At 65.3% G+C, this 14,009-nt stretch carries 16 protein-coding genes; 10 read left to right on the top strand and 6 right to left on the bottom strand.

Annotation, left to right across the window (positions count from 1 at the left end; genetic code table 11):
- The first annotated feature begins 309 nt into the window (after positions 1-309).
- Positions 310-441: a hypothetical protein gene (locus ACWGO6_RS11650; RefSeq protein WP_452326791.1), complete on the top strand. Its 132-nt coding sequence runs from the start codon at positions 310-312 to the stop codon at positions 439-441.
- A 315-nt stretch (positions 442-756) separates the two neighbouring features.
- Here the strand turns inward: ACWGO6_RS11650 and ACWGO6_RS11645 are convergent, their stop codons facing one another.
- On the bottom strand, positions 757-2,922 hold the full coding sequence (locus ACWGO6_RS11645) for an ATP-binding protein (RefSeq protein ID WP_452326790.1): 2,166 nt from the start codon (positions 2,920-2,922) through the stop codon (positions 757-759).
- 682 nt (positions 2,923-3,604) lie between these two features.
- On the opposite strand from ACWGO6_RS11645, the gene ACWGO6_RS11640 reads away from it, so the two are divergent.
- A complete protein-coding gene (locus ACWGO6_RS11640) occupies positions 3,605-4,057 on the top strand; it encodes a hypothetical protein (protein ID WP_452326789.1) in 453 nt (150 codons plus the stop codon).
- A gap of 77 nt (positions 4,058-4,134) precedes the next feature.
- Positions 4,135-4,737 carry an arginase family protein gene (locus ACWGO6_RS11635; protein ID WP_452326788.1) on the top strand — a complete coding sequence of 201 codons (603 nt, stop codon included), beginning with the start codon at positions 4,135-4,137 and terminating at the stop codon, positions 4,735-4,737.
- A 463-nt stretch (positions 4,738-5,200) separates the two neighbouring features.
- Here ACWGO6_RS11635 and ACWGO6_RS11630 read toward each other — a convergent pair whose 3' ends face one another.
- Complete coding sequence (locus tag ACWGO6_RS11630) at positions 5,201-5,671, bottom strand: hypothetical protein (RefSeq protein WP_452326787.1); 471 nt, start codon at positions 5,669-5,671, stop codon at positions 5,201-5,203.
- 233 nt (positions 5,672-5,904) lie between these two features.
- Between ACWGO6_RS11630 and ACWGO6_RS11625 the strand changes: the two genes are divergently transcribed.
- The 3 genes from ACWGO6_RS11625 to ACWGO6_RS11615 all read left to right on the top strand — a co-directional run bounded on the left by ACWGO6_RS11625 (position 5,905) and on the right by ACWGO6_RS11615 (position 7,900).
- Positions 5,905-6,801, top strand: coding sequence for an NAD-dependent epimerase/dehydratase family protein (locus tag ACWGO6_RS11625; protein ID WP_452326786.1), 897 nt, complete (start codon positions 5,905-5,907; stop codon positions 6,799-6,801).
- A gap of 510 nt (positions 6,802-7,311) precedes the next feature.
- On the top strand, positions 7,312-7,446 hold the full coding sequence (locus tag ACWGO6_RS11620; RefSeq protein ID WP_452326785.1) for a hypothetical protein: 135 nt from the start codon (positions 7,312-7,314) through the stop codon (positions 7,444-7,446).
- A 301-nt stretch (positions 7,447-7,747) separates the two neighbouring features.
- Positions 7,748-7,900, top strand: a complete 153-nt coding sequence (locus ACWGO6_RS11615; RefSeq protein ID WP_168429477.1) for a hypothetical protein — start codon at positions 7,748-7,750, stop codon at positions 7,898-7,900.
- 65 nt (positions 7,901-7,965) lie between these two features.
- On the opposite strand, the gene ACWGO6_RS11610 is transcribed toward ACWGO6_RS11615, so the two are convergent.
- On the bottom strand, positions 7,966-8,916 hold the full coding sequence (locus ACWGO6_RS11610; RefSeq protein WP_452326798.1) for a manganese catalase family protein: 951 nt from the start codon (positions 8,914-8,916) through the stop codon (positions 7,966-7,968).
- A 152-nt stretch (positions 8,917-9,068) separates the two neighbouring features.
- Here ACWGO6_RS11610 and ACWGO6_RS11605 point away from each other — a divergent pair, with 152 nt between their 5' ends.
- Together ACWGO6_RS11605 and ACWGO6_RS11600 are read left to right on the top strand one after the other, a co-directional pair.
- Positions 9,069-9,836, top strand: a complete 768-nt coding sequence (locus ACWGO6_RS11605) for a CPBP family intramembrane glutamic endopeptidase (RefSeq protein WP_240745036.1) — start codon at positions 9,069-9,071, stop codon at positions 9,834-9,836.
- The gene (locus ACWGO6_RS11600) at positions 9,823-10,680 is read left to right on the top strand and encodes a CPBP family intramembrane glutamic endopeptidase (RefSeq protein WP_452326784.1); all 858 of its coding nucleotides are present in this window, start codon (positions 9,823-9,825) and stop codon (positions 10,678-10,680) included. The genes ACWGO6_RS11605 and ACWGO6_RS11600 overlap by 14 nt, the downstream gene beginning before the upstream one ends.
- Here ACWGO6_RS11600 and ACWGO6_RS11595 read toward each other — a convergent pair.
- The 3 genes from ACWGO6_RS11595 to ACWGO6_RS11585 all read right to left on the bottom strand — a co-directional run bounded on the left by ACWGO6_RS11595 (position 10,674) and on the right by ACWGO6_RS11585 (position 12,151).
- A complete protein-coding gene (locus tag ACWGO6_RS11595) occupies positions 10,674-10,943 on the bottom strand; it encodes a hypothetical protein (RefSeq protein ID WP_452326783.1) in 270 nt (89 codons plus the stop codon). The two genes, ACWGO6_RS11600 and ACWGO6_RS11595, sit on opposite strands and share 7 nt — an antisense overlap.
- A 103-nt stretch (positions 10,944-11,046) precedes the next feature.
- Positions 11,047-11,385 (bottom strand): DUF7882 family protein, encoded by a 339-nt coding sequence (locus tag ACWGO6_RS11590; RefSeq protein ID WP_452326782.1) that lies wholly within the window; start codon positions 11,383-11,385, stop codon positions 11,047-11,049.
- Positions 11,386-11,518: 133 nt separating this feature from the next.
- Positions 11,519-12,151, bottom strand: coding sequence for an amino acid deaminase (locus ACWGO6_RS11585; RefSeq protein WP_452326781.1), 633 nt, complete (start codon positions 12,149-12,151; stop codon positions 11,519-11,521).
- Positions 12,152-12,282: 131 nt separating this feature from the next.
- On the opposite strand from ACWGO6_RS11585, the gene ACWGO6_RS11580 reads away from it, so the two are divergent.
- Positions 12,283-12,993 carry an HAD family hydrolase gene (locus ACWGO6_RS11580; RefSeq protein ID WP_452326780.1) on the top strand — a complete coding sequence of 237 codons (711 nt, stop codon included), beginning with the start codon at positions 12,283-12,285 and terminating at the stop codon, positions 12,991-12,993.
- Positions 12,986-13,996, top strand: a complete 1,011-nt coding sequence (phnD, locus tag ACWGO6_RS11575) for a phosphate/phosphite/phosphonate ABC transporter substrate-binding protein (RefSeq protein WP_136041629.1) — start codon at positions 12,986-12,988, stop codon at positions 13,994-13,996. Before ACWGO6_RS11580 ends, phnD begins: the two co-directional genes overlap by 8 nt.
- Positions 13,997-14,009 lie beyond the last annotated feature (13 nt).

Raw genomic sequence — 14,009 nt, 5'->3', positions numbered from 1 at the left:
CAGCACCGCGGCGCTCAGCACAGCACCGCTGAGTGTGACAAGGCTCGCACCAGTAACGGCGGCCAACCAACGGCGCGGTCGTCGACGGGGCATACGCATCCTCAGGATCATGTCACTTCCATGATGTCAGGCGAGCGCTGAACGACCCCTGTGGCGGCTCGGCATGAGCGGGGGGACTCCTCCCCGCTCATCCTCCCGGGCTCAAGATGCCGCGTGCTCGAAGGAAGCGCGTCGACACATCTCTAGATCCGGAGTGCTCCGCCAGAGCTCGCGGGCGAGCGAGTGAGGCGACCCTGCACCTCATCTGCCATGACGAACGACAGCCTCATCGCCTTCAGCATGAATGACCAGACCGACGGTGCTCACCGTCGCATCCATTGCATCGACGGCAAGCACTACGGTGCTGGGCGCAACAATCGAGCCGGCCACCAGCACGAGTGACGCTCCCATAGATCCCATTCGTGTCCTGATACGTGTAAACATCATGTCTCCGCTTCTTGATCGGCAACGTCTGACCACAATGGAGCCCGAATCTCAGCGACTTCTATCAGCCCGAACAGAACCTCCTGTGATGGTGTGATCAGCGCTCATGCTCTCGGTACCTTGCGGCGAACACGCCCGAACAAGCGACAACGATGCCAATTTCGCGTTGGATGCGCAGTGTGGCCACGCGCCTGAACCTTGTGAGAGCTGCCGGAGTATCCATGTGCGAGTCGGACATACATTCGAAAAGTAGCGCCCGACTGCTCCGGAACGTTAGTCGCCCTGGCGGTGGACCCAAGCGGCGAGCTGCGTCCGGGAAGTAAACCCCAGCTTCACGAGGATCCTGTTCACGTGCCCTTCGGCTGTGCGCCTGGAAATGACAAGATGATCGGCGATCTCCCGGGCGCTGAGTCCTTGCCCGACAAGAAGCGCGACTTGTTGTTCGCGCGGTGTTAGCTGGCTCTGCGCGTGGCCGCCCGGAACATGAGCTGGCCGAGAAGGCCGCCGGACCCCGAGCACGTACTCCACCCCCTCGTCGAGCGAGAGCTGTGCGCCAGTCTTATAGGCCGCATCGAAAGCGCGAGGCCCGAGGGCCTCCCGCGCTACGCGCTCGGCGTCAGAGCGGGACGTGCTGTTGCCCGGGTAAGAAGCTGCGATGGCACCCCGCGGGTCGCCCGTGGGGTGTGAGATCCCCAACAGGGTTGCGGCGCGAACATACTCCCGGGCTGACGTGGACACGCTCGCGAGTACCTCCAGAGCTTTGGTTATCCCCGCGGAATGATGAATTCGACTGTTGAGGCTCAGCGCCTGGTGCAACATCCGAGTAGCGTCCTCCCATTGCTGGGTCCGAACTGCCACGAAGCTAGACTGCATGAGCATTTCCGCTGTTTCGAGCGACTCGCCCATCTGGTCGGCCCTGTCGACCAACGCGCTACGCATGCGTTCGGCAATCTCCACGTTGCCGACAGCGGCGTGCATGCCTGCAAGGCGTTCGGCGGTCGCGTCACGTGCAATGATCTGGTCGGTTCCCCCTTGGAGTGCAAGCGCCTTCGTATATGCAGCGATCGTTAGGTTGCGGTCAAAGCTTGCGTCTCCCCTCCCCGTAAGGGTGAACGATCGCAAGAAATCGTCATCGAGTTCCTCGGCGATCTCGTCAGCACGATCAAGGAGCCGTTGACTTCTTTCGGGATCGCCCAAGAGGCCTTCCCAACTCCCAACGCAGCCCATGAGCTGGCAGAGCTCGGCAGTGGGGTCCGCGTCGATCTCAAGGATGGCATTTGCGCGACGAATGAACTCGTCGGAGTGTCCCTGCATCTGCCACACGATTCTCCACCCTGTGATGAGAAGAGTGGCCGCGCGAGCGGCATCGCCACGGTCGATCGCGTAGTCGAGTGCGGCGCGAATGTTCGGGAGATTCCGTCGTACGAATTCGAGCCATCGCGCCTGATTTGGACCGTACCACTCTGCTTCAAGCGCCTCCAGGCGATCGAGGAAGAAGCGTCCATGGTCCGCGCGTGTTTGATCGAGCTCGTGTTGATCGGCGGCATCGAGACCGTACTGGCGAATAGTGGCCAGCATGTCGAACACGACGACGCCCGCCGAGACCTGTCGAGTTAGCAGTGACTTGTCCAATAAGGACTCAACCAACTGCCACGTCGCTTCGCGAGAGGGCGTGTCGCGGTTCATCCACTCCGCTGCGTCAAGGTCCCATCCGCCGACGAATACGGACATGCGGCGCCACATGGCCTGCTCGTCCTCGCTGCATAACCGATAGCTCCAGTCGATTGTGGCGCGCAGAGTCTGCTGCCGATCGGGGGCATCCCGCTTTCCTCTCACAAGCAGAGCCAGTGGGGCCGAGAGCTGTTCGAGAATCTGATGCGGGGTGAGAATACGAATGCGCAACGCGGCGAGCTCGATCGCCAACGGCATACCTTGAAGCGTGCGGCAGATCTCGCCAATCGAACTAATATCAGCTGTCGAGAGATCCGGCATCATGGGGGAGCACCTGTCGATGAACAGCGTGGCCGCATGGGATATGCCTCCCGGCGTCGCAGCTTCTGTGTCGAGCGGAGCCAAGGGAAATACCATCTCAGCGGTGATCTGCAACGCCTCACGGCTGGTGGCTACGACAGACATCCGCGGGCAGTGTTCCAAGACCTTGGCGATCAGGTTCGCGCATGCTGCGAGCGTTTGCTCGCAGTTGTCGATGACGATCAAGCCATTCTTCTCTGCATATGCACGGCGAAATACTTCAAACCCCTCACCCTGCACATCCGCTAGTTCAAGCACGCGGTTGACTTCATCGACGACCGAACCCGCTTCGCTTATACCGCTGATATCGACGAACGACACCCCATCCGGCCACTGTCTGCGTACGCTGTCGACGAGCGCAACCGCGAATCGGGTTTTGCCGACCCCGCCAGGCCCCGCGATCGTCAACAGCCGCGTCTTTCCCAGGGTCGTGCGCGCCGACGACAAGTCCCTCCGACGTCCGACAAACGACGTATGCTCCGCAGGGAAGTTCCCCTTGCGACCATTAGTCCCAACCACCATGTTGTCCAATTTCCTCACGTGGCAGCATCTTTGGCCGCCAAACAGAGCATCAAGTTCTGGCGTCCGCATCAGGGCAAGACGCCACACCCGCCACCATTATCTTCTTCTGAACCTCGCAGCTCTAGAGTCGGCGATCCAGCGGGAGCGCTCACCAGCGACTCCGTGCGGATGATCGTCCCGGCTCAGCGAGCCGACGGGATCGCGTCCCGTAGACGGGGGCGGAGCCTGCTGGTTGCGCCCACGCTGACCGACTGGCACAGGCCTCTGGGGTGCGGGTGGCTCACGCTTAGCTAGCGGAGCCGCTGAGAGCGGTTGCGGCCGCGGCTGCGATGGCGACTCCAAGAATAAGGCCCCCGGCGATCGCGACTGTGATTCACACCAGTGTGTGCCACTCCGGCTCAGTGTCGGCGTTGGCAGGAATGGTGAAGCTCCTGCGTCGACAGAAAGGGCATGTCCAGACCATACCTTGAGCAGGTCTTCGCCAGCTGAGATCGCGGCATTGAAGTTGGTTGGGTGATGATTGCGCCGCAACGGCGTCTTCCTACCGAGAAGAACTAGGAGGACTGTGGTGGAAGAGCAGTTGTTGTTTGTGGTGGCTGATGGCATCGCCGCGGATGCGTCGTCGCCTGAGCAGGTGGCGCGAGTCGAGGCCGCGGCGAGGCAGGCCGGAACGGACTTCGCCACGGCGTGGCCTGAGATCGGCACTGTAGAAGCCCTTGGGGTTGGGGAGTACGGGGGGCGCGCCGTCGTCTCGGTGCGGGTCGGGTCCGTCAACTACATCGTCGAGGATGCTGGCCATGCTCAGCTCGTGGTGAGCCTCGTTCGGGTGCTGCAACTGGTCATCGCGGCCCGCGGTCGTGCCGCATGGCCGAGCGTCCCCGGCGTCGGGCCGTTGACAGCGACCGTGAGCCGCGGGCGAGCGATTTGGGCGCTCCCGGAGGGCGCCGAGCTCGCCGGGATCGGCCGACTGTTCGACCTCACTCACTCAAACAGCGCCCAATCGGAACGAACCACGCCCTAAGGCGGGGGCGCCTATCGAGCGGGGGAAGATGGTTCCGGCTGTCGGGCGGGGCTGGGAAAGAGTGAAAAGGTGGGTATTTGTCTTCCTCCATTTCTCTTATCGTCTCTCAGGGGCGGGTTGCCGACCGGACCGATGGGGCCCTCGTGGGCGCGCGGCGGGTCGGGGGAGCCCTGTCGGCGCTTCTCGGCGTTGATCCCGTGACCGTCGGCTCGCCTTCAGCGGCGGCGACCGTCGACTGGCCCGTCGATTTGGCTGAGGCTACGGAGACGCTTCACGGTTTGCGCGACGCCGCGGGCACCGCCATCGGTGCGGGCCAAGTGCCACTTCTGGTGACGAATACGTGCGCAGCCAGCCTCGGAACGCTGCCTACAGTCGCCGAACGCCACCCAGATGCCGTCGTGCTGTGGATCGACGCACACGGCGACTTCAATACCCCGACCACCACGGGCTCGGGCTACCTCGGCGGTATGGTCATCGCCGCCGCGTGCGGGTTCTGGGACAGGGGGCACGGTGCCGGTGTCGACCCCACGCAGGTCATTGTCGTCGGTGGGCGCGATATCGATGACGCCGAGAGCGACCTGCTCGCCGGCGCTGGTGTGCGCGTACTGGCTCCGGCGGAGAGCCGTCCGGAGCGCATGCTCGAGCTCGTCGCGGGTCGCCCCTGTCTGGATCCACGTTGATTGGGATGCACTCGAGCCCGGGTACATCCCGGCTGCCTACCGTGTCGGTGCGGGGATGCTCCCGCACCAGATCGCCGCGATCTTCGCAGCGCTTCCCGCTGGCTCCGTGCGGGGGTCGAGCTCGCGGAGTTCGAAGCAGGTGATGCGGAGATTCCCGAAAACCTCAGCGTGGAACTCATCCTCGAGACCTTTCAGTACCTGCTTCACAGCATCTAGCACCTTCCGCAACCGTGCATAGAGTGCATGGCGGCGGAGATCGCGGCAGGGTCCCGCAGTGGGCGGTTCCGGGAGAGGTTTGGCAGCGAGCGGTCAGTCGCTCTGGTGATGTAGCCAAGCGGCGAGCTGCGTTCGGGAGGTGAGACCCAGCTTCACGAGGCTCCTGTTCACGTGGCATCTGTTCACGTAGATTTCTGGTTTTGTGCCGGGGGTGTAGACACCTAACGGAACTTTGGTGCGATTGCGTTCAGGGGTGGGAGGTGCGTTGGAACGCTGAGGACACCATGTGGGCCAGCAGCGCCCCGCTCCATAGCCAGCTAACGAGAAGTATCGTGCGGAACCATGGCGTGCCGAACAAGGCTTGGCCGATCTGCTCGATACTTGCTCCTGACTCGGCGTGCGAGATCGCCGCGAGTAGCACTGAGAGCCCGTTGGTCGCGCAGAAGACGAGGAAGAAGGAGACGTGCGCGATCAGAGCTCCGAATTGAATCCGCGCCAGCCGAATACGGTTGTACCAGAACCACACCAGGACGCCGATTGCGACAGCGATCAACAGGACTGACGGAATCATGGCACGCCATGAGGAAAGTGCAAGCACGGCCTGAACCGCCCCCATCGCCGCCAGGGTCGTCGCGACGAAGGGCAAGAGGACCTTACGAGCCTCCAACCGGGGCCACGGATTCTCCGTAGGCACCGGTGCTTCCGGCGTAGGGATCATTCTGCTCACCTTCTCGTCGACGGGGAGAAATCATGATCACACACCGAGCTGATCGCTCGTTCAGCTACGGAGAACCTCATGAACGGTCGCGGCATGGAGCTCGACGTCGGGCGTGAGCTCCTGGCCGGTGGCGCCGTCTTCGAAGATCGAGACATGTAGAGTGCGCGACATCTGAGAGCACGCGATGCCATAGTTCTGGCGCCCAGGTCGCGCTCGTCGAGTTGGCGGTAGGTATGCGCCATAGTCGGATGATGAGGATAGCTATCACCGGTGGGACCGGATTCGTTGGCAGCGACCTGGCTCGCCGGTTTACGCGGACCGACGTGACGATTGTGTCTCGCCGCGCGGGTACGTCGGTCGACGATGTGGACAAGTTGACGAAAGCGTTCGAGGGTTGTGAGGCAGTCGCGCACTGCGCAGGTATCAACCGGGAGATCGGCGAGCAGACGTTTGACCGCGTTCACGTTCAGGGCACAGCATCGGTGATCGAAGCAGCACGTCGCGCGGGCGTCCGCAAGATCGTCATGCTCAGCTTCTTGAGGGCACGGCCAGGGACGGGCTCGCCGTACCACGAGTCGAAGTGGGCGGCCGAAGAGATGATTCGGGCGTCAGGGATTGACTACACAATCTTGAAGGCGGGGATGGTCTATGGTCGGGGTGACCACTTCATTGATCACCTGACCCGGACCATTCTGACGATTCCGCTGTTTGCCTCCGTTGGACTTCGGGAGCGGACCATCAGCCCTGTTCCTGTAGCTGAACTCGTGGATGTCTTGGTCGCCGCGGTCGGAGAGCGCCTGACGAACCAGACCGTCGCCGTTCGCGGATGCGAAACCTTGCTCTTGAGCGAGGCTACCCGCCGGGTCGCGCGTGTTCTCGACCGACGTGTGTTCGTTTTTCCGGCGCCGGTCGCGTTTCACTACGTTCTCGCCCAGCTCGCGGAATGGACGATGAAGGAGCCGCTGTTGGCGAAGGCCCAAGCACGGATGCTGGCCGAAGGTGTCACGGACGCTGCAATGCCAGCCGGCGAACTTCCAGCCGACCTTCTCCCTCGGCGAACCTTCAGCGACGCCCAGATCCGTGATGCACTACCCGAACTGGAGGGCTTCACCTGGCGAGACTCACGGTAAGAGACCCGCTACGGCCTGCATGAAGGCAAGACCTACGTCGGGACGCTCACGTGGCCGCCGAAGGGACGGGCATCTGCGGCCCACGATGGCGGAGAGGTCGAGCTCTGGCTAAGGGCGGCGGAGTGAATCCGGGGAGCTGAGCAGCACTTCGACCTTTACGAGTGAGCAGAACGCTGAGAGCCAGCGAAAGGCCGCTGGAGGGACGGTCGAAAGAGCCGAGTCCGCCCGCTGCCTCCTCAAGATCTGCTTCGGCGACGCGATCTCCGAAGGGAACGTACGCCTGGGCGGTGTTCTCGCGCGCGCTCATCCACGCCAGGACCTCGAACCCGGCCCCGTGCGAGCCGGCGCTCACCTCTCGACGCTCCAGGCGCGGCGGGCGACGTCGACGAGCTGGTCGCCACCCTCGACGTGGTCTGCAGGTCCGCGGTGCATTTTCGCGAAGCGTCCCGGGGCCTCAAGTCCGTCGCACGGGGGATGCTCGCGAGCATCCTGTTCCATAGCGTGGATCGCATGGATATCGCTTCGATGATCATGGGCGCCTCGATCGTCTCCATTGCATGGATCGCCTTCTGGCCGTGGGCACAGCTGAAACGACTTCGCGAGCTCGAGGCGAATGCCGCACTGGACCTTGATCAGGAGTCGTAGATTCAGGGATCTTGTTGAACCCTTGGTCGCCGAACGTCGTGTGTCTGAGACACTCGCGCGGGTCTCGGTGACGGGTTCAAGCGGCCACGCACGTCGTCGTCTGTGCGCTGCGTCCCACATCGCGTAGGAGATGACCCCGGCAGGGAGTCCGTGACGGGGTTTGATGAGCTCGCTCTCCACCCCGCCGTCGCCGGCGTGAGGTGCAGTCGCGCATTGATCTCCGGATGGGAGAGCCCGGTCAACCCCCTCTGATCCGCGAAGGCGGGAGCGTATGGTCGTCGAACCTGACAGAGGAGAGATGATGAGCGATCCGAAGAACACGCAGGGAACACCGGGCGCGGACGAAGAAGCCGACACGGCATCCGGTGGCGCCCCCGAGAGCACGCAAGAACTCCTGGACGACGAGACCACCGACGAGAACGGCAAGCCGCTGGAGAACCCCTCCGGCGGCTGAATCATCGGCGAACGAGAACCGGCCCTGCCCCTCGACTGAGGGACAGGGCCGGTTCTCTTCGCGAGTCACTTCATGCGGCCGAAGGTGGCGTCGATGTCTGCCATCTCCATCGCGGCGGTCGCTTCGATCAGCGCCCGCAGCTCCTCGTCCGCGCCGGGGGAGAACTCCTCGAAGCGCTCCGGCGAGATGGTCATCGGCGATCCGAGAGGTGCCTGCTCGCTGGCGTCGAGTTCGGTGCCGTCGTTCGAGGGCGAAGCGCCCTGGAAGATCTTGCCGGCTTCGGACTGGGCGGTGAGATCGAACGAGTACTGCTTGCTCTGCAGCCCCAGATCGAGGAGCTTCTTCACCTCCGGGAACTGCTCGGCGTTGGTCTTCGGGATCGGGAGGGAGGTGCGCCAGTTCACGCCGAGCGTCTCGAGGGCCTTGGCATAGGCGTTCTCGTGGGCCTGATCCCGGACGATGAGGTACGAGATCGTGCTTCGGGCCATCTTGTTGTCCGTCATCTCGTACAGACGGCACTTCTGCAGTCGGCCGGTGGATTCCAGCATGAGGTTGTACAGCAGGTCGAGCACGAGGTTTCCGGAGTTGTAGACGTAACTGCCCGACCACGGGTTGCCCACCGCGTCGACCGGAAGAGCTCCCTGGGCCCCGACGAGATAGTGGTGGATGTTGCTGGTGTCGACAGCGATCCGCAGCGGCGTGGCACCCCCGGCGCCGGGCGCGTCCACCGGATCGGTCGGCTTGCCCTGGTACTGAGGGGAGCCGTCGAGCAGTCGCGAGATGGTCGTCCCGATCAGCTCGACGTGGCTGATCTCCTCGGTGCCGATGCCCTGGATGAGATCTTTGTATGGCTTGCCGTCGGGGCCCCGGAAGTTGATGCTCTGGAAGAGGTACTGCATCATCGTCCGCATCTCACCGAACTGCCCGCCGAGCCCTTCCTGCAGGGCGTTCGCGGCTGCGGGATCCGGCTCGTCTTGAGCGATCTCGTTGATGAACTCCTGCACGTGGAAATACATGATGCCTCCGTCGGCTCGGTCTTGGGTGGAGGCCATGCTCCTCTGCGGGGCGACTTTCGCCGCCTCCCTCGACCTGGGCGACGGATGGACGTACCATGCAGCGCCGGCGAGATGTAACGAGTCGGCAATCCGGCTCTGCCAAGATGTGCGATATGACGGAGACTCTGAAGGTCCGCCCTCGGGTGTGGATCGGCCTGGCCATCTTCCTCGGCTACGTGGCGGTGGTGTTCCTGGTGCAGCGGCTGAGCGGCGTGCCCTACGACGAGCTCGGGGAGAGCGGGAGCAACCTCTTCCTCGGAGCCGGGCTCTCGCTCATCGTCGCCGCGATTCTGCTGGCGATCACGACGACGCTCCTCGGCTGGTGGCGGCCCGCCCTGCACGAGCGCAAGCGCAGCGTCCGGTGGCCGATCATCGCGCCGATCATCATGGTCGTCGCATTGGTGATCAGCCTTGCCGCGACCGACTGGGCCTCGTACGACGGGGCGTTCTTCGCGGCATCCGTCGTCCTCATCCTCGTCGGCTTCACCGAAGAGCTCACCACGCGCGGTCTGCTGCTCACGGCGCTGCGAAGCAAGCTCGGCGAAGGATGGGTGTGGTTCGTCTCCACGGCGCTGTTCGCGCTCATGCACCTCATGAACGCCGCGTCCGGTCAGGACCTCCTTCCGACGCTGCAGCAGGTGGCCTTCGCGTTCCTCGGCGGCACCATCTTCTACATCGTGCGCCGGACGACCGGCACGCTGATCTGGTCCATGGTCCTGCACGGCCTGTGGGACTTCTCCACGTTCGCCGTCGGCCACGGCGCCCCGGGCGCCCTCGCCGGTGTCGGACCGATCGTGTACCTGATTGCCGGTGTCCTCGCCCTCATCTTCGTCCCCTTCGTGATCCGGGGCGCGAACGAGCGGATCGATGCTCGTGCATGACCCGTCGCCGATGACGTCCGGACGCCCGCGGAGCATCTGGCTCGCCCTCGCCGCGGTCGTCGTCTACGTTCTCCTGGCCGCCGGGCTCGGCAACGTGTTGAGCGGGCTGGTGAGTGACGACCAGGTGCTCGCCCAGTTCGCCCTGGGGCACTTCATCCCCCTCGCCATCGCGATCGTCGGGCTGCTCGTGCTCCTGCGCTGGGCGGGCTGGGGCCAGGACGTGTGGCGCGAGCCTCCGACGCCGAGCCTGACACCGCGGCGCTGGTGGCTCATCTCGATCCCCGTCTTCGTGGTGCTGTTGCCCATCAGCCAGCTCGGCGACGTCCCCTGGGCGGCGCGTCCGATCGGGTTCATCCTCGTCATCGCGGCGGGCACGCTGATGGTCGGCTTCGGTGAGGAACTGCTCATCCGCGGAGTGCTGCTCACGGCCGTCCGCGCGCGCCACGGCGAACTCGTGGCTCTCCTCGCCACCAGTGCGGTGTTCGCGCTCGCGCACACCCCCGGAAGCGTGATCGCCGGGGCACCGCTCGGGGCGATCGCCTTCCAGGTCTCGTTCCTCGCGGCGTCGGGCGCCGCCTACTACTGGGTGCGGCGCGTGACCGGGCGGCTCTGGGTCGCGATGATCGTGCATGCCCTCACGGACTGGGTCCTCTACCTCGCCTCGGGTGCGGGAACCCCCGCAGCGTCGGTGCCGCAGTCCCATTCCGCGGACAGCCCGAACCCGTTCCAGGTCACCATCCAGGTCCTGCTTCTCATCGCGACCACGATCAGCATCATCAGCGTCATCCGAGAGGACCGGCGCCACAAGCGGGGCTCGGCAGCGCCGCGGGTCGAGCGTCAGTAGTCCCAGTCGAGGAACGGTGCGAGGGGAGGCTCGTCCGCAATCGCCGCGATCCCCGCCCGTTCCACTGTGATGACGATCCTCGATCGCGAGGAGACGAGGACGCTGACGAGCTCATCGCCGTCGGAAAGGTGCACGAACGTCGGCTCCGAGCGTGCAGCCGCCTCGATCTGTGACATGAGGTCGACGAGATCGCGCTCGCCGTTCAGGCGGAAGCGTCGCCCGTCGATCGCGACGTGCGTGATGCTGTCGGCTTCCGTGTTCATGGTGCGACCGTATTCCCGCGTGTGCTGATCCGCATGGGGGGTTGCTTACTGATGTGCCCACGGGTAGCGGTCGTGAGCATGAGGGGGCCGACGGCAGTGCCGGCTAGACGTGCGCGGGAACGTCGACCCGCTCCGCGGATGCGGTCTGCTGCGGCTCGGGAACGAGGTAGAGGCCGCTCGGCGAGTTCGCCGTGAAGGCGAGGGCTTCGATCCAATCGCGATTGATCGCGGGCTGACGGCTTCCGCTGTACTTGAAGACGAGCGAGCTGCCGGCATGGATCCACACCGTCGTCCGGCCGCCGCCCACGCTCTGGTCTTCTCTCCACGTGAAGCCGAACGGCTCTCCGCGCCGGAGCTTCGCGGTCATGACCAGCTGCACATGCGTGAGGGCGCGATCCTCCAGCTCCGTCTTGACTCCGCCTTCGTAGATGAACTTGCCCATGAGGGTGACCTCTTTTCGCCACGGAACCCGTGCCAAGAGGCGCGACCGAGATGGTCGCTGGTGGTGTTCCCACCATCGCACACTTATGAGCGTGGCGGGACCTCAAGCGTCGGCAGGCTGAGGCCTGTGGCGCTCACGCCACGGCGTTCCACCGGAGGCGCGGAGACTCGGCGTCGAGGTCGGTGAGCAGCGCGGTCGGGTCGCCGACGGGGAACATCGTGATGAGCCGGAGGCCCTGCGCGGATGAGTCGAGCGCGTAGGCGAGCGCCGAGGGGTGCGGCTGCCGGTCGGCGATCGCGATGATGGCTTCCCGGTCGCCCAGCGGTTGCCGTCGCACCGATGCGTCGGTGATCAGCCCCGCGGCGGTCTCGGTCACCCGGTCGAGGAGCGTGCGCTCGCCGACCCAGGGGACGAAGGCATCCGGCGCCAGTCCGCACGCGCCGGCCAGGTCGCCGCCGAGCCAGCGGTCGCGCTTGAGGCCGTACGGGGTGGGCGTGGTGGAGAGCAGGTAGCCGTACACGTGCAGCAGCCCGGCGTTGCCGACGGGCCACGCCGCGTCCAGTCCGGCGCGGTCGTGCAGCGCCTCGAACATCGACCGCGACAGCACCGGCGCTCCGACGTTCTCGTCCACGACGGTGGATCGGCCCCAGCGGGCGAAACGGTCGTCCCGAGCATCGGCATCGATCGCCGGACCGAGCCAGTCGAACATCGACAGCACATCTGCGGCATCGTGTGCGGCGGCTGCGGCATCCAATCGATCGATCACGACGATGAGCGTAACGGGCGCGGTCGGCGCCAGCGGAATCGGAGTTCACGCGCTGTTCATACAGCGTGGTCATCCCGTCCATAAACGACTGTCAGCATGGACGCATCGTCCCGATCCCGACCAGGAGAACCGTGCCCCCCACTATCGTCCTCGACTTCGACGGCACCATCGCGCTCGGCGCCGGACCGCTCGAAGCCTTCGCCCGCGCCGTCGCAGCCTCCGCCGACGACCCGACGTTCGCGGATCGCGCGATATCCGCCCTCGCCGCATTCGAACGTGGGGAGACCGACGCCCGCGATGGATACGACGTGATCAGCACGCTCGCCGCAGGGCATGGGGTGACGGCCGAAGCGCTCGAGGCCGCCTACCAGTCGTCCCGGGCGCTGCTGGGCTCCGAGCACGCGGCGATCGCGCCGCCCGCCGGTCTCGCCGACTTCCTGAACCGCATCCATACGCAGGTTCGGGTGGTCCTCGCGACCAACGCGCCGGGTGCCGGCATCCGCCCCGTACTGGATGGGTGGGGCGTCACCCACCTGTTCGACGACCTGCACTTCACGGTCGGCAAGCCGTCGGGGCTCATCCCCATCATCCGGGCGGCGGTCGCCGAAGGGCCCGTCCTCTCGGTCGGCGACATCTTCGAGTTCGACCTCGCTCCCGCCGCCGAGCAGGGCGCAGCGACGGCGCTCGTGGGCGCCACCGCCGAACGCTCCCCGGCCGCCGTGACGATGCGCGGCCGGACCATCGCCGACCTGTACGGCGACATCGAAGCCTGGGCCGCGACCGCGGCTTCCAGTACCCCCCGCAGCACCACCCTCACCGAAAGGCACGATCCGAATGCGTAAGTCCTTGCTCTCCACGGGCATCGCCGCCGTCGCCGTCCTGGCGCTCGCCGGCTGCAGCAGCAGCGCACCCGCCGAGACGGCAGACGAGGCCACCGAATGGCCGTCCTCCATCACCCTTTCGCTGGTGCCGTCGGTCGAGGGCGAAGACCTCGCCCAGGCCCTCGACCCGCTCACCACGTACCTGTCCGAGAACCTCGACATCGAGGTGAAGGGGGTCGTCGCGTCCGACTACGCGGCCACGGTCGAGGCCCTCGGCACCGACCAGGCGCAGGTCATCATCACCGACGCCGGATCGCTGTACAACGCGACCGAGCGATACGACGCCGAGCTCATCCTCCGCGACGTGCGCTTCGGCGCCACCTCGTACGCCTCGGTGGCGTACACGAACAACCCCGACAAGTACTGCGAGGACGAGCCGGTCATGTCGACCTACGCCGCCAGCGGCATCGAGCTCTCCTACTGCAACGGCATCGAGGAAGCCGCCGCGGACGCGACCGGATCCGGTCCCGCCGGCATCGAGGCGCTCGGCGAGATCGCCGACGGCACGAAGGTCGCCCTGCAGGCCGCCACCTCGCCGGCCGGCTACCAGTACCCCGTCGTCGCGATGCGCGAGCAGGGCGTCGACACGGATGCCGGGATCACGCAGGTGCCCGTCGAAGGCAACAACAACGCGGTCCTCGCCGTCTACAACGGCGACGCCGAGGTCTCCTTCGCGTACTGGGACGCCCGCACGACCGTGACCGAGGAGGCCCCGGACATCGCCGAGAAGGTCGTGGCCTTCGCCTACACCGAGATGATCCCCAACGGCGGCGTCGCGGTCACCTCGACTCTTCCCGACGACCTCGTCGCGGAGCTCACCACGCTGCTGGACGACTACGCCGACTCGTCCGAGGAGGCGGCATCCGTGATGTTCGACCTCGTCGGACTCTCCGACTGGACCAGCGAGACCGCCGAAGACGAGATCACCCGCTACGGCGAGATCCTCGCCGAGTTCTCGAACTGACACGCAGAACTGA

It is taken from the genome of Microbacterium sp. NPDC055665 (genome assembly GCF_053618035.1).
The sequence above is the reverse complement of the archived record's forward strand: the minus strand, read 5'-3'. Positions and strand labels throughout refer to the sequence as shown.

Coding starts and splice junctions, on each gene's coding strand:
- ACWGO6_RS11620 (WP_452326785.1), top strand. CDS start 7,312: ATGGATATCGCTTCGATGATCATGGGCGCCTCGATCGTCTCCATTGCA.
- ACWGO6_RS11650 (WP_452326791.1), top strand. CDS start 310: ATGACGAACGACAGCCTCATCGCCTTCAGCATGAATGACCAGACCGAC.
- ACWGO6_RS11600 (WP_452326784.1), top strand. CDS start 9,823: ATGCTCGTGCATGACCCGTCGCCGATGACGTCCGGACGCCCGCGGAGC.
- ACWGO6_RS11615 (WP_168429477.1), top strand. CDS start 7,748: ATGAGCGATCCGAAGAACACGCAGGGAACACCGGGCGCGGACGAAGAA.
- ACWGO6_RS11610 (WP_452326798.1), bottom strand. CDS start 8,916: ATGTATTTCCACGTGCAGGAGTTCATCAACGAGATCGCTCAAGACGAG.
- ACWGO6_RS11625 (WP_452326786.1), top strand. CDS start 5,905: ATGCGCCATAGTCGGATGATGAGGATAGCTATCACCGGTGGGACCGGA.
- ACWGO6_RS11590 (WP_452326782.1), bottom strand. CDS start 11,385: ATGGGCAAGTTCATCTACGAAGGCGGAGTCAAGACGGAGCTGGAGGAT.
- phnD (WP_136041629.1), top strand. CDS start 12,986: ATGCGTAAGTCCTTGCTCTCCACGGGCATCGCCGCCGTCGCCGTCCTG.
- ACWGO6_RS11595 (WP_452326783.1), bottom strand. CDS start 10,943: ATGAACACGGAAGCCGACAGCATCACGCACGTCGCGATCGACGGGCGA.
- ACWGO6_RS11630 (WP_452326787.1), bottom strand. CDS start 5,671: ATGATCCCTACGCCGGAAGCACCGGTGCCTACGGAGAATCCGTGGCCC.
- ACWGO6_RS11605 (WP_240745036.1), top strand. CDS start 9,069: ATGACGGAGACTCTGAAGGTCCGCCCTCGGGTGTGGATCGGCCTGGCC.